Below are 18340 nucleotides of genomic sequence, written 5' to 3' on the forward strand. Positions count from 1 at the left end.
AAAGGAATCGCTCATGAAACTGTATTTAAACGACACCTCGCCATTCTCCAGGGCAGTGCTGGCAACGGCCTATTTGTGTGATGCTCCAATGGTTCTTGAATGGGTTGACCCGTGGCAAACACCGAGCACATTAGTCGCAGTTAATCCATTTAGTACCATTCCGGTTCTAGAAACCAGTGATGGGGTTGCACTGACCGAGAGCTTAACGATCTGCGAGTTCCTCATGCAAGCATACCCAACAGAAAAACTAGCAGCGACCAAGGCTAGCGACACTCAACGCATGTCATTATTGGGAGTAAGTAAAACGTTGATGGAAGTAGCATTTCGATGCGCTGCATTGAGCCGCTTCGAAGCTGAGCAAAACGTGCTAACGATTAGGGGAAAGGAAGGTATTGAAAGAAGCGTTAAAGGACTTATCGGGCAGTTGAAAAACAATGATGATTTGCTCAAGCCTGACTTCTCAACATTGTACCTACACATCGCATTAGATTATGTCTTATTCAGGCATGCTAATTTGCTTTCAGCAGAAGAGTGCGACATCCTCACGACTGCCTTACACAGTTCGCCTTTTAAAGACACATTGGCAACACTTAGCCTAGAGTCGCTTTCAAAAAAGCTTAACTATTGCGAATACAAAAATTCCTGATCAATTTGACCAGCGTTAGGTCGAGCAAATCTAACAAGGCCCCGCAATCGCGAGGCCTTGGTTTTATCTATAGAGTGATTACAACCGCCCTACTTCCCTGCCTTAATCGCTTGCATCAAGGTTGCGTTGAACTGCTGTGGTTGCTCAAGCATTGGGAAATGGCCTGAGTCTTCAATGAAGTAAAGGCTGTAATCCTTGATGTGTTTCTAGTTCGCTTCTTAGTCCATCAATGTCAAAAACTTCCGCCTAAAAAGGTAAAAAAGTTCCTTGAGAAGGAAATAAAGAAAGTAGAACGCCAGGTATCCATAGAGTGACAGAATCCATCATTTTATCGACTTGCTTCTAGAACACTTTCCCTAAACAAGGGGGGAAATAAGATTAAGTGCTGATGTGAGGTCAACAGCACATCAGGCTCATTTCTTCTGTTGTGGAATCTTACTTTACCTTGTGCGGGTATCTACAAGCTGTTAATAATTATCTCCATGAACAAAATTTACCTAAACGCAAAAACCACCACAACCACCATGGGGCCACTCAGGAGGTAGTTTTTTGCGTCAATAAAAGACCTCTGAGTGATTCATCGCCAGAGGTCTTTTTGTATCTAGGCTTTGTATTTCACTCAGAATTAACTGGAGATAAATATGAAGACACAACGAGAAATCACCCAGCAACTTATTACGCTTCGCACCACTAAAACCAGGGATGATCTGTTGGCATCAGAACAGACAAGAGATAACAGTGAATAAGAAGTCCTTAGAACATTTGGCAGCATAGCTTTTATCAAAATCTAAGATAAGAGATGCTCGTTCTAGGCGATTTAAAACTAAACTTTAACTATCAAAGTAGATAGAAATGGACACTCAGTTAGGAGAAGAGATGCAACAGAAAAATGATAAAGAACAAGCTAGTCCCGTATTATCGCAGTTTGACGAAACTGCTGTTATCTCTGGCTCGTCACAAGTAACCCCGATTCTTGTTTACGGTAAGCGTCATATTAAAAAAGAGAAACTTTCTGAGTTTAAGCATGCGTACCAAGCACATTCAAAGTCAGCTTACGAAGAAAACCCAGACATTAAAGCAATCTTTGCCTTTCCTGATACAGAAAACCCTTTAGCATATTGGCATATTTTATGGGTCCGAAGTGCCAGTGCGTTTAACGATTACTTGTCTCGCTGTACTCAGACAGAACCTCTGTGGGATACTTACGATTACTCGCCTGAGAACCCAGATACGTTAACCGTGTTTGGTGGATGGAACGAAGAAACAGAAAACCGAGCGAAAGCAGCTTCGGGTGTAAAGTACGAACTCAAGACAAGCCTTGCCGGCTTCATGAAGCCTGATGGCGGTCGGGAAGAAGGCCCTCCGTTGTTTGGGTTCACGACGCGTTATGTGAAGCCTGGACAAACACAGAATTTAGGTACGTCATTCAAGACCGTCTGTGACATTTGGCACCAGAAAATTCCTGGTATTTTGATGGCGGCGGTTTTTCCGGATGACAACACGCCTAACTTGGTTCATGACTTGAGAATATTTGCCAACCACAAGTCTTACTTAGCGCATGTCGACAAATCTGATAATTTGTTAACGGAAGCAATGGCTGTATGGTTTGAAAATTACGACACCAGCATTCCGTTCTCTGGACAACTTTACGCCGCTAGCACAAAGGATGAAGCGCTCCATACTAGCTCGATAAAGTCGAGTACCACACCCAGAGCCCAACTTGAAACATTTCATTTCGGTGAAGCTGGCATGTTAGGACAAATGCCGAATATGACTCGAAACGACTAACCGATGTCCTGAGATATACGATCGAGGGGGAGAATATTCTTTGGCGCTGAATGTATCTCTGCACACATAACGATAGGTATTCAGTTCCTCCCCTTTGCCGCTATCAACAAGAGATTGGAGATGTAAACCAAGGGGAGGTTAGGAGGGGATTGTAAGTCGTATCTGAGATGTATCTGCCACTTTGTTTTGTTTGCGTTACAGAATACAAAAAGGCCTCGCAATCGCGAGGCCTTGGTTTTATCTATAGAGTGATTACAACCGCTCTACTTCACTGACTTAACCGCTTTCATCAAGGTTGCGTTGAACTGCTGTGGTTGTTCTAGCATTGGGAAGTGGCCTGAGTCTTCAATGCAGTAAATCCTGTAATCCTTGATGTGTTTCTTGTGCGCTCATGAGTCCGTGTTACGCCTTTTTGTAGCAAGTAGATCAAAAGCTTCGCATTCGGTCAGATACATACATAGCAGCACACGAAATAAAGAAGTTACCGCAACCCTCTTAAGAAGTAGTAAGTTCTCCAATGGAATATCCAATAGCATTCGCTTTAGACATTGTTCAATTTTCAATAACAACGTGCCAAGTCACATTTATACCACTTGCTAAGTATCTATTTTCAATAGAATTATCTAACATTCAATAATTCAAACAAATAATTGACACCAAATGATTGTCTTATTTATATAGTTAGTGGTTCTAGAAAATGAATAAAACGATACTCGCAGCATCAGTGGCTGCATTATTACTCTCTGGTTGTACGGTGAGACACGATAGAGAAGCAATGGTAGACAACACTGAACAGGCTTCAGATCTCGATATTTATCAGCATGACAATTACGAGCAGTACAGCCAAGCAATGCAAATCATGTATGTTTACACAGAGCGTGAACCGACTAAGTTGGGTAATGTCGATGTTCTGGCGAAGGACTACTACGATAAAGTAGCAATCAAAAACACGGTCAGCACCGCCGCAACCGCAGCCATGTTAATTGGCAACCTGGCCTCAAACCTTAATATAGCAACGTTCTTTTTCGGCACACAAACAACAGACAAACTGCCTTATACCTTCAAATATCAACACAATATTGCTATCGAGCCTATTGGCGATGATGTCACCTACGACTCAATCTATCGTGAAGACTTAGAACGCTTAAAACAAATGATGAAGCAAAAATATCCGAATGCGGAAATTTTTGAGTTTGAGCAAGATTTTCTCAATGTTCGAAACACAAGTGTCAGCGCAATGGATATTACCAAACCAGAATGTGCCGAGTTTAGACAATCTGATGAATTTACGCCTGATACCGTGTTTGTTGAAGAAGAGTTAGACCATTGCTTTGTTTCGACGCGTAGTCCGGGCTATTTCAAGAAAATTGTAGAAGGTGAGATTGATTTCATTGAGGGCGTGCCGAAAGCAAAACGTTACCTCGTGTATTCTATTTCTGATGAAATGATGGCGACATATGAAGACCAAAGCCACTTCTATCGCTACGTACCTTATTTTGGTTGGATGGATTCAACCAAACAGAAAACATATGAAACTAACCCTGAAAAATTCAAGGCCGATGTAGAGGCAATGAATACATCGCCTTACCCATATCTTTACCGCTACTCGGATAACAAGGTATTACTGTTTAAGACAGATGCGACCATATAATCTTTTCAGGTTAAGGTCCCCCAAAAAACGAAAAGGCCTCTCACGCGCGAGGCCTTAGTTTTATCTATAGAATGATTACAACCACCCTACTTCACTGACTTGACCGCTTTCATCAAGGTAGTGTCTGACCAGCTCTATTAAACCAAAACCTCCCCCTCTAGCTCCCCCTCAAATGGAGTTCACCGGTCTCTTTAGATATACGATCGAGGGGGAGAACATTCTTTGTCGCTCAATGTATCTCAGCACACGTAGCGATAGGTATACAGTTCCTCCCCTTTTCCGCTATCAACAAGAGATTGGAGATGTAAACCAAGGGAAGGTTAGGAGGGGATTGTAAGTCGTATCTGAGATGTATCTGCCACTTTGTTTTGTTTGCGTTACAGAATACAAAAAGGCCTCGCACACACGAGGCCTTAGTTATATCGAACAATTACAACCGCCCTACTTCACTGATTTCAACGCTTTCATCAACGTTGTGTTGAACTGCTTTGGTTGCTCTAGCATTGGGAAGTGGCCTGAGTCCTCAATGTAGTAAATGCTGTAATCTCTAATGTGTTTCTTGTTCGCTTCTGAATCCGTTGGCCATAGGCGAGCGTTAACCAATATTACTGGCACATTCACGTTCTCATAGACGCGGTGAGCTTCGCCTGTCACATATTGGCCTAGATAATGGCGGAACTGGTTTATCGCGATAGTTGGCGGTGCTGATGCCATGTCTTGCGTTACCCAGTAAAGTAAATCTGCGTCTACGTCTTTTGGTAGCGAGTCTTTCACGAACATAGTGATGCCCGCTTGGAAGTCGGCTTCAAAAGGTTTGATCATTGCATCTAGATCGCTTTGTGAAACCGCTAGTGCGACGTTTTGCGATGTATCGACACCAATAATACCCTTCACTCTTTCCGGCATCAGTTTAGCGGCTTCTGCAATAACACCACCAGCCATTGAATGACCAACTAAGACGACTGAATCAAGTTGTTCTTTGTCGATTACGGCTTTGATGTCTTCAGCAAACGCAACCATGGTGTATTCTTCACGGTTGAATGACGAGTTACCATGCCCTGCTAAGTCCATAGTGATTACTCGGTAGTGTTTTGAAAACTCACTCACTTGCTTTTGCCACAGCCTGCTGTCTAAGCTCCAACCGTGAATAAAGATCAGCGCCGTATCCCCACTCCCACTTTTGCCATACGCAATTTGCTCACCATCGTGAGATATCGCGATACCGTTCTTAACCTTTGAATCATGAGCCATGGCATTAAAGCTACCAAGCGCCATGAATACCAAGAGTGTGATGTTTAGAATTAAACGTTTCATAGTGTCTCTCTACTTACTTTAGAGGGAACACAGCAAGCGCCCCTCTCAATCAATATAGTCACTATAAAGTCTGAAGTTGTAGACGGGTCAAGGGTGATTTAGATAAATAACTCCTCTACTGTGCCGACTAGAACAACTCATTTCTGCCCCTTTCCGCGTTTGCGCAATAAAACCGAGAATAATGTAATCTGAGAATTGCCTAACTTTTCCTAATGGTTGTAGTATCTATTGATTCGCAACAACAGTGGAATCAACGCAGTGAGAGCACCATTTCAGGTTCTGATATTTCCATATAAATTTAAAATTTCAGAACCTATCTTCTTGATTGCTTGCCGTACAGACAATGGTGAATGGCAGGCAATTTCTGGTGGTGGAGAAGATCAAGAGTCTTTGTTCGATGCCGCAAAAAGAGAATTGTATGAAGAGACGTCGTTAACAGGTAGTGACTGGGTTCAACTTGATTCTATGTGCATGTTACCTAGAGTGTTTTACTCTGGTCATGAAAAATGGAGCGATCACCCTTATGTGATACCAGAATACTCATTCTCAGTGCAGGTTTCGGGGGAGCCACAGTTATCTTCGGAACACACTGAATTCCGTTGGTGTAACGCAACTGAGGCGAGCGAACTTCTCAAGTATGATTCAAATCGAATAGCTTTATGGGAGTTAAGCGAACGACTTAAAGCCCATCAAATGAAGACCCATCAAGTGAAGAATTAAAATCGAATCTGCCCCAAAGTGTGTTTAGAGCGCATGAAGCTATCATGAGAACTATTTAGTCAACAGAGTGTTCACAAATTGTCTAAACTTATTCGTGCATCAGGCTGGAACATATTTTGCCGTTCAACTCATGCTATACAGAAAAAATCTGTATTTAGTGATGCAGGTATAGAAATGCAGACCTTAAGCTATTGTTATTTATGCTAAAATTGACATCTCGTTTACATCATTAAGATGCTAGACATAATAATTCTGTCTAATATAGCTGTTATGCTGTTCTTAGAGAAAGTAGGAGTGGAAGCACTCCTAGAGTGGTTTAGAAATCAATAGATAACGTTTAATTTCTTGCCCAGTGCTTGCTCTACATACTGCGCTTTAAGTTCTTTAGCTTTTTCCGCATCAAGGTTTTTATGAAGTATTTTAGTAGAAGCGACCCCATTTGATTTCAAGTATGCAGCTACAAGAGGTCTTTGTGGATTACTATGGTTTTGCGCCCAAGATAGGCTTTCTGAAGCATTTCCAGGTGGGGATTTCTTGGCTGCGATGTAAATTGATCCATCAGGAAAGATTGTTTTATAAATGTTGGTCATAAGTTCATCTCCGGGAAACTCATATAAATAGAAGTTAATCAGAATATCATACATTTTGATGGGGCGCTTGAAAACGAGTAGCATAACAAACAATTTAAGAGGGATTCCCAATGCTTGGCATTTTTGCTTCTAATTCAATTTTAGTGTTTATGGCACAATATATTAGGTTGAGTGGAGGCGTTGTTCACCTTAATTGGGCGTTGATATATGGAAATTATTCTTTCAAAATTTAAAAAACACGAACACTCGTCGGCATTCGATGATTTCAAATTGTATATGAAGCCAATCGTTGAGAGTGCAGTTGGTTGGGATGAAGGTTTTCAAAGAACTTCGTTTGAATCTAAGTTAGAGCCAGAGTGGTTTAGTTGGATTATCTGTAATGGTGAAAAAGTTGGTTATGTATGCACTCGCTTTAAATCGAGTAGTATCCACATCCACCTGCTCATTATCTACACGGATAGTCAAAGGAAAGGTTTCGGATCAACTGTGATTCAAAAACTCAAACAACAGGCAAATTTACAGCAATTGGATTTAACATTGAGTTGTTTTAAAAATAATGAACCTGCTGCGCGCATGTACAAACGATTGGAGTTTGTGATCGACTCTGAGGATGAGTTTTTTTATAACTTCATAAGCGCGGTAGAAAGCACCTAACAAGACTATGGTTTCAAAATACTTTTTCATACCTGATCTTGATGAAACTAAGTCATTTAAGCTAACAAGGTTTTGTCCAAAACCTTCACAGGTTGAATTTTTACCCGTGGCATTTTCTAGCTCGAAAATGCCCCAAAGTGTGTTTAGACTACCTATAAATATCATTTAAATAATTCGTTCAAAAACGGTCTACATATGAATAGCTCATTTGACTTGGTGATTACATTTTTACTCACTACTTTTCAGCGAAATATTGAAGTTGTGACCCTGTGTAGTATAAAAATAATCAATATCTTAACTTATGTTATTGAACGTTATCTCTAATCAGATATAACTTGTATAAAATTTTTTAGAGGAGACGCAAAGTGATAAGAGAGATAAAAGATGACGACTTTGAAATATTCTGGCCATGTTTCAAACAGATAATCGAAGAGCAAGAAACGTATGCATTCGACCCTACAATGAACTACAAGGAAGCCTTCGAACTGTGGTGTAAGTCCCCATTAAAGACATTTGTTTATGTAGAAGGTGACCAAGTTCTAGGGAGTTACTACATAAAACGAAATGCAGAAGGGCCTAGTAGTCATATCTGCAACTGTGGTTTCATGGTGCAAAGCCAGTCTCGTGGCAAAGGAATTGCAAAAAAGTTGTGTGAGCACTCGCTGGAAACTGCCATTGATTTGGGTTTTAGGGCTATGCAATTTAATTCAGTAGTGTCCTCTAATGAAGTGGCGGTTAATTTGTGGAAGAAACTAGGTTTTACCATAATAGGCACGATCCCCTTAGCCTATCTTCACCGAAAGCTTGGTTATGTTGATAGTTTTATAATGCATAAAACACTAGTCAGTGAAGTCGAAGATTCTATCGGGAACGGATACTCGTAAAAGCGTTACAATCCTCAGTGTGATTAGATGGTAAGCCTTGTCAGTAAGAGATATCCAGAATCTTAATAGATGGCACTTCGAAACTCAGAAGTGCCCCAAAACGATTTATAAACTAGTTTTTTAGTGCAAAAAGCTCACCTCAGTGAGCGATTTTGATGACTTAGGAGCCTCATTATGATGTCGGAGAGTGCTGATTGGACAAACTTGGGTAATGGAGCATAAAAAGTTGTGCAGCAATAATTTTTACGCTCCATTTAAAGCCTACAGATAAGCATTGCAGTTACTTTATACCCGACTTCAGATAATGAAAAGGTAAATTGCAATTAGACATAGCATTCCACCCATAACCTTATTGAATATTGATATACGAAATTTGCTTTTTAAATAAACACTCATTTTCTCGCCTAAAAATGACCAGCAACCTATGCATAAATAGCAAATAAGGAAATAAATACCCACGAAGGTAGCGAGAACTTCATTGGAAGAGTGGACATTAAAAGCCGAGCAACCCGCTAGGCAAGCCATCCACGCTTTGGGATTGAGCCACTGCATAAAAATGCCTTGCGTGAAAGATGGAATATCGTTGAACTCAGCACCTTTAATTCCTTGCGGATTAACGCTGAAAATCTTCACCCCCATATAGAGGATAAACCCGCACCCAAAGTAACTTAAATACTCTAATGATTGGGTGTAGTTACTAGGCAGTGTTCCAATTCCTAACCCAATTAGAAATAATAAAAGTGTAAACCCTATGGTTGCACCAGACACAAAAGGGACTGATCGCCAGAAGCCATAATTGAGTCCGCTTGTAAGCGCAATCAAATTTACAGGTCCTGGTGATATAGACATCGAAAAAGAAAATACACTCATAGCAATTAGTACCGACATAAGGGTCTCCTTATAAAGACTTCATGCTACGTCATTGAGCTTTGCGTTACTATATGGTTCAATTTAAATTTATAATTCGATTAAATAGTTTAATAAGTGTGTTTAACAATTTAAAATCAATGGCAATTTTTGCGGAAGTGGTTAAAAAAGGTTCGTTCAGAGAGGCTGCCAAATCGTTATCCTTATCTCCATCAGTGGTCAGTTACCACATTACGCAGCTTGAAAAGAAGGTCGGGGCAGCGTTGGTATATCGTTCGACTCGCAAGCTCACTTTGAGTGATGAAGGAGAGCAGTTCTACGAATATGTAGAGCAGATGATTCATGCAGCCAATCAAGGGTTGGAGCTGCTTTCAGGTCAAGATGAAGAACCATCAGGTGAAATTAAAGTTTCTCTGCCTACCGCTCTTAGCGGATCATATATAAACAACCTAATCGCAATGTTTGCCAATCAATTTCCTAAAATCTCGCTTAAGTTAATATTTACCGATACTCATAGCGATATTATTGAAGATGGCTTTGATTTGATTTTGAGGGCGGGAGAGCCTGATTCGAGCAATCTAAAAGCACGTAAAATTGGCTATTTGGAAAGAGTGTTAGTATGCGCTCCCTCATACTTAGAACAGCGTGAGCTCCCCCAAGAGATAGATGAGTTATCAAAGTGGAATTGGATTAAGCTCGAACAACTTACTAATGAGCGTAATTTTTGCTTGGGGAAGGTAAAAAAAGTAGTTAAGTATCAATATCAAATTAGCGTAAATAGTGTAGAAGCCATGCATCATTATTGTCTGCTTGGCTTAGGTTTGGCGACACTGACTAAATCCCAAGTATCCGAATCGATAGAGATTGGAGAACTTATTCATATCATGCCAGATTGGAAAGTTGAGCCTATTCCTCTGTATGCTCTGTGGCCAAACAACCTTACCCCTAAAAGTAAAACCAAAAAGTTAATTAATTTCTTAGCTACTAACGAGCAGAGTTTCTAGATCTAAACTATTTTGGGTAAAATAAGACATTTCATTGAGTGCTCCCATTACACATTTGATTGTGCAGCTACCCATTTTGGAGTTAATACTCTAAATCAAAAATGTCCAATAGTGAGGTTTAATTCAAGGAACTTGAAGGCCTGCTAACAGAGAAATAAATCGTCCTCTTTCGCCCTTTAAGCTTTCGAAATATAGTTGGTCTAACTCTTCCACCTGAGCTATTGCGTTTATTGCTAGAGCTTCCCCAGTTTTCGTGAGTCTCAGAGAATAGCTTCGTGAGTCTCTGTCACCTTTATCTTTAGTGATAAGATCATTCGCAACCAGCGCTTTCATCGACTTTGATAATGTCATCTTATCCAAGCCTGTAATATTGACTACTTCTGTTTGCGTGGTTTCGTTTTTGTTCTTGTTACACCATAGTACTGAAGCCAGTATAACGAACTGAGTATGGTTGATGTTTAGCGGCTTAAGGAGTTTCATTACCTCCGAGTGCCATTTATTGTAAGCGACCCAGAGCTGTAGCCCTACGCTGTCCGATGGGAGATCATGCTTAAACATTGTTCTCGGCCCTTTTTTTTAGTCCTTCAAGAGTAGACGGTAGTCCATCATAAATTTTCTTACCCACGACTTTCCCAAATAAAAAACTGGTTAACCCCGAAAACTTAACTCTATGAGTTACCTCCGTTATTTCTCCTTTAGCCTGTAACTGGTGCTCAAATGATAGAAGGCAGAATGGCAGTTTGCTCATGACAGTAAAGCTCTTATTCGGTGTAGCATCCGTAATGACTATCTTTGATTTAGGTCCATTAGCCGGCTTTATAACGCCTTTCACACCAACCTCGAATGCACCCAGTAGACGAGAGTAGACCACTTCTTTATCCCATTGATTCCAATTTTCTACATCGACATATAGCGAATATATGTCTTGAGGTGATGCTTCAATACAAATACGTTTTTCAAAAATCACTTTTACCGTCCTGGCTGATTGTAAATTAGTAAACTAGTTTACAATACTTGATGATAGGTATATTTGCAACATCACTCCCAGCCAGAAAACGTTTGTCTCGATTAAGTTCTAAACTATAACGATTAATTACACTTCAGCCCTTGTTTACACTTTTATTGCCTCCATATTTTCCATACAATCCTAAGCGATTATAAATTAAAACAAATTCAATTTCGGAGTCCTCATGAGCGACGTAAAGCACTGTAATTTATTGATTCTTGGTTCTGGCCCTGCTGGCTATACAGCTGCAGTTTACGCTGCTCGTGCAAACCTAAACCCAGTTTTGGTTACTGGTATGCAGCAAGGTGGTCAGCTTACAACCACAACAGAAGTGGAAAACTGGCCGGGTGATGCAGAAGGTTTAACAGGCCCAGCACTGATGGATCGCATGAAAGAGCACGCAGAGCGCTTTGAAACAGAGATCCTGTTCGACCACATTAACGAAGTAGACCTATCAAACCGCCCTTTCCGTCTTAAAGGCGATTCTGGCGAGTACACTTGTGATGCGTTGATCATCTCAACAGGTGCATCAGCTAAGTACCTAGGTTTAGAGTCTGAAGAAGCATTCAAAGGCCGCGGCGTTTCTGCTTGTGCAACATGTGATGGTTTCTTCTACCGCAACCAGAAAGTAGCGGTTGTTGGTGGTGGTAACACAGCGGTGGAAGAAGCACTTTACCTATCTAACATCGCGTCTGAAGTTCACCTGATTCACCGCCGTGACACGTTCCGCGCTGAAAAGATTCTGGTTAAGCGTTTAATGGACAAAGTAGAGAACGGCAACATTGTTCTTCACACTGACCGCACGCTAGACGAAGTTCTTGGCGACGATATGGGCGTAACAGGCGTTCGAATTAAAGATACTCAGTCTGACAAGACAGAAGATATCGACGTAATGGGCGCGTTCATCGCTATCGGTCACCAACCGAACACTGAAATCTTCAAAGGCCAAGTAGATATGAAAGATGACTACATCATCGTTCAGTCTGGTCTTGAAGGTAACGCGACACAAACAAGCATCCCAGGCGTGTTCGCTGCGGGTGATGTTATGGACCACAACTACCGCCAAGCGATCACTTCTGCAGGTACTGGTTGTATGGCTGCTCTGGATGCTGAACGCTTCCTAGATGGCCTTAACGATAAGTAAATCTGAGATTGCAGATTTGATTATCAACGCTCTCGCCTTAGTAGATGCAGGGCGTCATCACATTTTGTTGTAAATCCCTAAAGCCCAGTGGTATATCCACTGGGCTTTCTTTTGTATACTAGCCGCCCTCAACGAATAATAATTATCATTAAGCCTTCATAATGGATAAGAAAAAACAACGCAGCTTGAATAAGTGGCTTAAGCAACAAAGTAAGTTAGCAAAACGCTGGCTTATGATTGCGATTAGCCTTGGCGTACTTTCAAGTGTGTTTTTAATTGCTCAAGCAGCGCTTCTCGCCTCTATTCTTCACCAGCTGATCATCGAGAATGTCGATAAATCTGAACTGGTGGGTCATTTTGCTGGCTTGGCATTCTCGGTCTTTGGCCGTGCGGGCTGTACATGGGGTCGTGAAATCGCAGGTTATCGCTGTGGTGAACAGATCCGTGTCTACATTAGGCAGCTCATTCTAGACAAGCTACGCGAATTGGGCCCTGCTTACATCAAAGGTAAGCCTGCCGGCACGTGGGCAACGCTGCTGCTAGAACAAGTTGAAGACATGCAAGACTTCTTCTCACGTTACTTGCCACAGATGTCTTTGTCGGTACTGATTCCATTCATTATTTTGGTTGTGGTATTCCCAGTAAACTGGGCTGCCGGCCTTATCTTCTTGCTGACTGCGCCACTGGTACCAATGTTCATGGCATTGGTGGGTATGAAAGCCGCAGACGCAAACCGTAAAAACTTCAAAGCGCTTCAACGCCTTTCGGGTCACTTTTACGATCGTTTGCAATCAATGACAACCATTCGTCTTTTCGACCGCACGAGCTCTGAAACCGAAGTATTGAAAGGTGCATCTGAAGTGTTCAGAACGCGCACTATGGATGTATTGAAGATCGCTTTCTTGTCGTCTGCTGTGCTTGAGTTCTTCACGTCTATCTCGATTGCGATGACGGCAGTTTACTTTGGTTTCACTTACATCGGTGAGCTTAACTTCGGCCACTACGGTGTTGGCATTACACTGTTCGCAGGTCTGTTTATCCTTATCTTGGCGCCAGAGTTTTACCAACCTCTGCGTGACTTAGGTACTTTCTACCATGCGAAGCAACAAGCGGTGGGCGCAGCCGAGAGTCTTGTTGAGTTCCTAGAAACCGACATCACAAAGGTGAAATCAGGTGACACTCAGCTAGACCCAGCTCAAGGCATCAATATTGAAGCTCAAGATCTGAAAGTATTGAGCCCTGAAGGTGTTCAACTGGTTGGCCCTATTTCGTTCGCACTGAATACTCGCCAATCAACGGCATTAGTTGGTCCAAGCGGTGCGGGTAAGACAAGTTTGATCAATGCCATTCTTGGTTTCATGCCTTATGAAGGAAGCTTGAAAATCAATGGTATTGAACTGCGTGATTTAGACTTGGCATCTTGGCGTAAGACTATCAGCTGGGTTGGCCAAAACCCACTGTTGCTTCACGGCAGAATTCATGACAACGTCACTCTAGGTAAGCAAGATATCACCGACCAAACGGTTCAAAACGCACTAGACCAATCTTTCGCTAGTGAGTTTGTTAATGAGCATGGCTTGGACTACATGATTTCTGATCGTTCTTGTGGCCTATCTGTTGGTCAATCTCAACGTTTGGCACTGGCTCGTGCAATGATTCAAGACGGCCAATTCTGGTTGCTTGATGAACCTACTGCTAGCCTAGATACTCGTAGTGAGCAGCTAGTGATGAAAGGCATCAACAGCAACATCGAAAGTCGCACTGCCCTGCTTGTGACGCACCAACTGGCTCCTCTTCAATCGGTCGATAACATTCTGGTTATGCGCGATGGTGGTCTTGTGGAACAAGGTCATTACGCTCAGCTTTCGACTGCGGGTGGTTTATTCGAAGAGATGCTAAACGCGAACTTAGCTCAACAAGACAATAAGGGTAATTTAGATGCGTGATTTACTGCCTTACCTGAAACTCTATAAAAAGCATTGGTTTGGCCTATCGCTAGGCATGCTACTGGCTTTTGCTACTCTGTCAGCTTCTATTGGCTTGTTAACGCTATCGGGTTGGTTCATTTCCGCTTCTGCGGTTGCTGGCCTAACGATTGCACGTGAAACCTTCAACTACATGCTACCGGGTGGTGGTGTACGTGGTTTGGCTATGAGCCGTACTGCGGGTCGTTGGGGTGAACGTGTTGTAAGCCACAATGCGACATTCAAACTACTGACTGATCTACGTATCTTCTTCTTCAAGAAGCTGGCTCCGCTGATCCCTGGTCGTATTTCAAACCTGCGTGACGCTGACCTACTCAACCGCTTGGTTGCTGATGTCGACGCCATGGACCACGTTTACTTGCGCTTAGTAAGCCCCGTAACGGTTGGTGTGTTTGGTATCTTCTTCCTGACTCTGTTCTTGATGTGGTTTGATACCTCGCTAGGCCTGATCTTAGGTTCTATCCTGCTTATCATGCTGTTGATTTGGCCTGTCTTGTTCTACAAGCTGGGTAAACGTAACGGTGGCGAGCTTACTCAAAACAAAGCGGAGCTGCGTGTTACCACTCTGGATTGGATTGAAGGCTACAGCGAACTGACTCTGTTTGGTGCCGAAGAGCGTTACCGTAATGCGATTCTAGAAACTCAACAGAAGCTGATGGCGAACCAGTTTGTGAACGCCAACCTAACCGGTATGGCTTCAGCAGCGCTGATGCTGTTCAACGGTTTGACACTGGTTCTTATGCTTTGGCTAGCGGCTGACGGCGTGGGTGGTAATGCACCTGATCCGTTTATTGCGCTAATGGCGTTCGCAACCATGGCAAGTTTTGAACTGTTAATGCCAATCGCAGGCGCATTCCAGCATTTAGGTCAGACTCTGTCTTCTGCACGTCGCTTGAATGAAGTGATTCTTTCAGAACCTGAAGTTCAATTCGCGGACGAGAAACTCGACATCAACAAGTCGCTTGATATTACGTTCTCAAACGTGACGTTCAACTACCCTGACTCAGAGCGCAGTGTTCTGAACGCTGTCGACCTAACGATTCCGGCAACGAACAAGGTTGCGATTGTGGGTCAAACGGGTTCTGGTAAATCGACACTGATTCAGCTGCTAACTCGCTACTGGGATCCGAAGAAAGGTTATATCTCTATCGCGGGCATTGAGCTAACACAATGGAACGAGTCACAACTGCGTGAATCGATCAGTGTGGTAAGCCAGCGTGTCGACATCTTAAATGGCAGCCTACGCGACAACCTGTTGATTGCGAAACCAGATGCCAACGATGAGCACCTAGCCAACATCCTTAAAGACGTTGGCCTAGAAAAGCTGCTTGAGAATGATGGTCTTGATAGCTGGTTAGGTGACGGTGGTCGTCAACTGTCTGGTGGTGAGAAGCGCCGTGTTGGTATTGCACGTGCCATTCTTCATGATGCCCCTATCCTGCTTCTAGATGAGCCTACCGAAGGCTTAGATAAGCAAACTGAACAGAGCATCATGGCGCTGTTTGAGAAGCACTTTGAGGGCAAGACGGTTATCTTCATTACACACCGTTTGATTGGTTTGGAAGCGATGGATTCTATCGTTCTGATTGAACAAGGTGAGATTGTAGAGCATGGCTCCCACGACACACTGTTGAACGAACAAGGACGCTATTTCCAACTTCGTCAGGCAATCTAGTCGCTTCATTGATGACAAAGAAACTTCCAAAGCCCGAGTTTATGCTCGGGCTTTTTTATTACCTATCGATTTTTCTGCGTCTCAAGCAGGTCACATTCTCCTTCAACTCTCAGCCATATTCTCGCCTGAAACGAACACAAAACAGCCTCAAAGTGATATTCAAATCATGAGCTTAAGCAAAACTGCACTAAAGAGTCGTTTTTTAAACCATAAAGCTAAAAACACACTAAAACCACACATTAGCAAACCGTGTACTTTCGGTTATTACTTAAACAATCCAATAGATAAAAATATCAGCACAAACCCGAGCACTGTTGCTAATCAGGAGTTAAACGTTGAAACGCATTTATCTAGCAGGACCAGAAGTATTTCTAACTGACGCTGTCTCTATCGGTGATCAAAAGAAGAAGATTTGTGAAGCTTATGGCTTCGAGGGTATTTTCCCACTCGACAATATTCTAGAGTTGAATGAACCTAGCCCTCAGCAAAATGGCTTAAAAATTGGCCGCGCTAATGAAGAGCTTATTGAGAGCTGTGATATCGTCATCGCCAACATGACACCTTTCAGAGGCGCGAGCTGCGATGTGGGTACAGCCTATGAGATGGGCTTTGGTAAAGCGCTAGGTAAAACGGTACTTGCCTACAGCAACAACTCTGATCTTTTCTTAAAACGAAACCTAGACCAACTGCCAAATGCTAAGCAAGTCGATGAGCAAACCTATGTGGATGGCATCGGCATGACGCTAGAAAACTTTGGTTTAATTGATAACCTAATGCTAGATAACGCAGTATCAGGCCCGATAGAATTAGAGAATGTTGGCGTGTTTTATGATCAAACAGACGTGTATCGTAACCTACGTGCGTTCATCCGTTGTCTAGAACAGCTAAAGAACGAAGCTAAGGCTGCGTAAATCGCTATCTAAATTGAATGACATTGATTCTCCCAGCATCCTCACAATGCTGGGAGAATTTTTTGTAAATATAGAGAGGAAAACTATGAGCGAGATTTGCATGATGTCTCTTACAAGAGACGAAGTAGCAGAACGTAAAGACTATGATGCGATCAAAGTGTCATTTGATGATTTATGGTCTTCGATTAACTCAAACGAAAACGCCAACGTTAGTGTTTGTACCATTGTCTTTTTGTGGATAGAGAACAGCAGCTCTACAACATCAAGCTTGGTGTGGATCAGAAGGAAGGATATGTATCGTGCAGAGTGAACCAAGTTGAAATTGAAGAGGTTGAGAGGTTTCTCCATGCCTATTGCACCTACAGCAAAAGCGAATTGATTCAGTTAATCCAAGAAAGCAATTCAGAAACAAAATCAAAAAGAAATTCAGAAAACGAACTGTAATCCTCTATTAGAATAATGTTAGCCCTCCCCCAGCGTTCAATCCGAAGTAATTCAAATACAACTCACTCATATCGATGTCACTAGCCAAAAAGCTAACCTCCCACACGAGAGGTTAGTGAACCGAAGAGTAGTAGTTCAGATAAGGGAAATCGACAGATTGGTTATTTTGAGCGCGGTACCAGTCACTCGGTGAGTTAAGCGCTTTTACTCGTTATTCTGGTTTTCTTATTGAGGTAGGTGTTTAACCTGAATTTTTCATCTGGCGTCACAACACCTTGATCTAGCATGTTTACTGGATAAGATTTAGGGAAATCTATGTGGTAACCCTGATAATAATCAGCCCCATACTGAGCCGCAGCACGCAAGTTATCCACGTTTTCAATCCCCTCAAAAATCACCTTGATACCTTGTATCGTCGTAATGGTGTTCAGTTCTTCCAAAAGGTTGTCGTCTTGAGAGCCGCTCATAGCAAATTCAATCAACATATCACGCCTCACTTTGAGGTAGTCAGGCTTCACGACTGCCATTCGGCTATAACCCGCCCAGCCAGAGCCAAAGTCATCCAGTGCGAACGAAATACCTATGTTTCTGAGATATTCAGTACCTCGATGTAAGCTCTCTATGTCAGCTAGAGGGCAATAGTCCTCGACAATTTCAACGACAATTTGACTTAAGTCTACCTGCTCCTCCTTAATTAGCGGGAGGTATAAGCTGTTTAAGTCGTTCCCATATGAAAAGTACTTAAAAAAGCATGGGGTAACATTGAGAAACAGCTTCAGATCACGACCGTAGATTCTCGAGTTCCGAAAGTTTCTCAAGTGCATAATGTTCAAGAAAAACTTAAATCTAAACTCAGACTTCTCACCGAAGTCCTCAAGAATTTTATAGAAGCGTTTAACGTTTACCTTCGCACCTTGCATCTCTACTCGGCATATCGCCTCATAGCCAAACACATTTTGGTCAGCCTCATTAATCGACTGAAAGACACTGTGCACTTTAAATCCAAGAACCGACATCTCGTATCGACGGTGTTCAGAGTTCCACTCAAGCATCAGTT

18 protein-coding genes and 2 pseudogenes are annotated in these 18340 nt (G+C 42.4%); 12 read left to right on the forward strand and 8 right to left on the reverse strand.

What is annotated here, in order from left to right; translation table 11 throughout:
- Positions 1-13 precede the first annotated feature (13 nt).
- Positions 14-646 (forward strand): glutathione S-transferase family protein, encoded by a 633-nt coding sequence (locus BTO10_RS15760; RefSeq protein WP_105025175.1) that lies wholly within the window; start codon positions 14-16, stop codon positions 644-646.
- Between the two features lie 89 nt (positions 647-735).
- Here BTO10_RS15760 and BTO10_RS23355 read toward each other — a convergent pair.
- Positions 736-852, reverse strand: a pseudogene (locus BTO10_RS23355) (alpha/beta fold hydrolase); the annotation flags it as partial.
- A 646-nt stretch (positions 853-1498) separates the two neighbouring features.
- On the opposite strand from BTO10_RS23355, the gene BTO10_RS15765 reads away from it, so the two are divergent.
- The gene (locus BTO10_RS15765) at positions 1499-2434 is read left to right on the forward strand and encodes a hypothetical protein (RefSeq protein WP_105025176.1); all 936 of its coding nucleotides are present in this window, start codon (positions 1499-1501) and stop codon (positions 2432-2434) included.
- 263 nt (positions 2435-2697) lie between these two features.
- Here the strand turns inward: BTO10_RS15765 and BTO10_RS23360 are convergent.
- Positions 2698-2823 (reverse strand): annotated as a pseudogene (locus BTO10_RS23360) (alpha/beta fold hydrolase); the annotation flags it as partial.
- A gap of 308 nt (positions 2824-3131) precedes the next feature.
- Between BTO10_RS23360 and BTO10_RS15770 the strand changes: the two are divergent.
- Positions 3132-4085, forward strand: coding sequence for a hypothetical protein (locus BTO10_RS15770; RefSeq protein ID WP_258098957.1), 954 nt, complete (start codon positions 3132-3134; stop codon positions 4083-4085).
- Positions 4086-4526: 441 nt separating this feature from the next.
- Here BTO10_RS15770 and BTO10_RS15775 read toward each other — a convergent pair whose 3' ends face one another.
- Positions 4527-5399 carry an alpha/beta fold hydrolase gene (locus BTO10_RS15775; RefSeq protein ID WP_105025178.1) on the reverse strand — a complete coding sequence of 291 codons (873 nt, stop codon included), beginning with the start codon at positions 5397-5399 and terminating at the stop codon, positions 4527-4529.
- Between the two features lie 258 nt (positions 5400-5657).
- On the opposite strand from BTO10_RS15775, the gene BTO10_RS15780 reads away from it, so the two are divergent.
- Entirely contained in the window at positions 5658-6119 is a 462-nt protein-coding gene (locus BTO10_RS15780; RefSeq protein WP_105025609.1) for an NUDIX hydrolase, read from the forward strand.
- A 323-nt stretch (positions 6120-6442) separates the two neighbouring features.
- Here the strand turns inward: BTO10_RS15780 and BTO10_RS15785 are convergent, their stop codons facing one another.
- A complete protein-coding gene (locus tag BTO10_RS15785) occupies positions 6443-6709 on the reverse strand; it encodes a hypothetical protein (protein ID WP_105025610.1) in 267 nt (88 codons plus the stop codon).
- A gap of 207 nt (positions 6710-6916) precedes the next feature.
- On the opposite strand from BTO10_RS15785, the gene BTO10_RS15790 reads away from it, so the two are divergent.
- Both BTO10_RS15790 and BTO10_RS15795 read left to right on the forward strand, forming a co-directional pair.
- Complete coding sequence (locus BTO10_RS15790) at positions 6917-7363, forward strand: GNAT family N-acetyltransferase (protein WP_105025179.1); 447 nt, start codon at positions 6917-6919, stop codon at positions 7361-7363.
- Between the two features lie 365 nt (positions 7364-7728).
- Positions 7729-8247: a GNAT family N-acetyltransferase gene (locus BTO10_RS15795; RefSeq protein WP_105025180.1), complete on the forward strand. Its 519-nt coding sequence runs from the start codon at positions 7729-7731 to the stop codon at positions 8245-8247.
- A 297-nt stretch (positions 8248-8544) separates the two neighbouring features.
- On the opposite strand, the gene BTO10_RS15800 is transcribed toward BTO10_RS15795, so the two are convergent.
- The gene (locus BTO10_RS15800; RefSeq protein WP_105025181.1) at positions 8545-9135 is read right to left on the reverse strand and encodes a LysE family translocator; all 591 of its coding nucleotides are present in this window, start codon (positions 9133-9135) and stop codon (positions 8545-8547) included.
- Between the two features lie 53 nt (positions 9136-9188).
- On the opposite strand from BTO10_RS15800, the gene BTO10_RS15805 reads away from it, so the two are divergent.
- Positions 9189-10118: a LysR family transcriptional regulator gene (locus BTO10_RS15805; protein ID WP_105025182.1), complete on the forward strand. Its 930-nt coding sequence runs from the start codon at positions 9189-9191 to the stop codon at positions 10116-10118.
- A gap of 123 nt (positions 10119-10241) precedes the next feature.
- Here BTO10_RS15805 and BTO10_RS15810 read toward each other — a convergent pair whose 3' ends face one another.
- Together BTO10_RS15810 and BTO10_RS15815 are read right to left on the reverse strand one after the other, a co-directional pair.
- The gene (locus BTO10_RS15810) at positions 10242-10598 is read right to left on the reverse strand and encodes a MarR family winged helix-turn-helix transcriptional regulator (RefSeq protein ID WP_258098966.1); all 357 of its coding nucleotides are present in this window, start codon (positions 10596-10598) and stop codon (positions 10242-10244) included.
- A 70-nt stretch (positions 10599-10668) separates the two neighbouring features.
- The gene (locus BTO10_RS15815) at positions 10669-11085 is read right to left on the reverse strand and encodes an SRPBCC family protein (protein WP_105025183.1); all 417 of its coding nucleotides are present in this window, start codon (positions 11083-11085) and stop codon (positions 10669-10671) included.
- A gap of 223 nt (positions 11086-11308) precedes the next feature.
- On the opposite strand from BTO10_RS15815, the gene trxB reads away from it, so the two are divergent.
- The 5 genes from trxB to BTO10_RS23790 all read left to right on the forward strand — a co-directional run bounded on the left by trxB (position 11309) and on the right by BTO10_RS23790 (position 17149).
- The gene (trxB, locus tag BTO10_RS15820; protein WP_008223323.1) at positions 11309-12268 is read left to right on the forward strand and encodes a thioredoxin-disulfide reductase; all 960 of its coding nucleotides are present in this window, start codon (positions 11309-11311) and stop codon (positions 12266-12268) included.
- A 161-nt stretch (positions 12269-12429) separates the two neighbouring features.
- Positions 12430-14214, forward strand: a complete 1785-nt coding sequence (gene cydD, locus BTO10_RS15825; RefSeq protein ID WP_105025184.1) for a heme ABC transporter permease/ATP-binding protein CydD — start codon at positions 12430-12432, stop codon at positions 14212-14214.
- Positions 14207-15928 (forward strand): heme ABC transporter ATP-binding protein/permease CydC, encoded by a 1722-nt coding sequence (gene cydC / locus BTO10_RS15830; RefSeq protein ID WP_105025185.1) that lies wholly within the window; start codon positions 14207-14209, stop codon positions 15926-15928. The genes cydD and cydC overlap by 8 nt, the downstream gene beginning before the upstream one ends.
- 335 nt (positions 15929-16263) lie before the next feature.
- Positions 16264-16839: a nucleoside 2-deoxyribosyltransferase gene (locus BTO10_RS15835; RefSeq protein ID WP_105025186.1), complete on the forward strand. Its 576-nt coding sequence runs from the start codon at positions 16264-16266 to the stop codon at positions 16837-16839.
- Between the two features lie 85 nt (positions 16840-16924).
- Positions 16925-17149, forward strand: a complete 225-nt coding sequence (locus tag BTO10_RS23790; protein WP_258098974.1) for a hypothetical protein — start codon at positions 16925-16927, stop codon at positions 17147-17149.
- A gap of 328 nt (positions 17150-17477) precedes the next feature.
- Here the strand turns inward: BTO10_RS23790 and BTO10_RS15845 are convergent, their stop codons facing one another.
- Positions 17478-18335, reverse strand: coding sequence for an EAL domain-containing protein (locus tag BTO10_RS15845; protein ID WP_105025187.1), 858 nt, complete (start codon positions 18333-18335; stop codon positions 17478-17480).
- Positions 18336-18340 lie beyond the last annotated feature (5 nt).

Source organism: Vibrio chagasii (genome assembly GCF_002954585.1).
GTDB classification, from domain to species: Bacteria; Pseudomonadota; Gammaproteobacteria; order Enterobacterales; family Vibrionaceae; genus Vibrio; species Vibrio chagasii_A.

Excerpts from the sequence above, each read along its gene's own strand:
- trxB (WP_008223323.1), top strand. The coding sequence starts at position 11,309 with ATGAGCGACGTAAAGCACTGTAATTTATTGATTCTTGGTTCTGGCCCT.
- BTO10_RS15770 (WP_258098957.1), top strand. The coding sequence starts at position 3,132 with ATGAATAAAACGATACTCGCAGCATCAGTGGCTGCATTATTACTCTCT.
- BTO10_RS15760 (WP_105025175.1), top strand. The coding sequence starts at position 14 with ATGAAACTGTATTTAAACGACACCTCGCCATTCTCCAGGGCAGTGCTG.
- BTO10_RS23790 (WP_258098974.1), top strand. The coding sequence starts at position 16,925 with ATGAGCGAGATTTGCATGATGTCTCTTACAAGAGACGAAGTAGCAGAA.
- BTO10_RS15810 (WP_258098966.1), bottom strand. The coding sequence starts at position 10,598 with ATGAAACTCCTTAAGCCGCTAAACATCAACCATACTCAGTTCGTTATA.
- BTO10_RS15845 (WP_105025187.1), bottom strand. The coding sequence starts at position 18,335 with ATGCTTGAGTGGAACTCTGAACACCGTCGATACGAGATGTCGGTTCTT.
- BTO10_RS15775 (WP_105025178.1), bottom strand. The coding sequence starts at position 5,399 with ATGAAACGTTTAATTCTAAACATCACACTCTTGGTATTCATGGCGCTT.
- BTO10_RS15790 (WP_105025179.1), top strand. The coding sequence starts at position 6,917 with ATGGAAATTATTCTTTCAAAATTTAAAAAACACGAACACTCGTCGGCA.
- BTO10_RS15805 (WP_105025182.1), top strand. The coding sequence starts at position 9,189 with ATGGTTCAATTTAAATTTATAATTCGATTAAATAGTTTAATAAGTGTG.
- BTO10_RS15785 (WP_105025610.1), bottom strand. The coding sequence starts at position 6,709 with ATGACCAACATTTATAAAACAATCTTTCCTGATGGATCAATTTACATC.
- cydC (WP_105025185.1), top strand. The coding sequence starts at position 14,207 with ATGCGTGATTTACTGCCTTACCTGAAACTCTATAAAAAGCATTGGTTT.
- cydD (WP_105025184.1), top strand. The coding sequence starts at position 12,430 with ATGGATAAGAAAAAACAACGCAGCTTGAATAAGTGGCTTAAGCAACAA.
- BTO10_RS15800 (WP_105025181.1), bottom strand. The coding sequence starts at position 9,135 with ATGTCGGTACTAATTGCTATGAGTGTATTTTCTTTTTCGATGTCTATA.
- BTO10_RS15765 (WP_105025176.1), top strand. The coding sequence starts at position 1,499 with ATGGACACTCAGTTAGGAGAAGAGATGCAACAGAAAAATGATAAAGAA.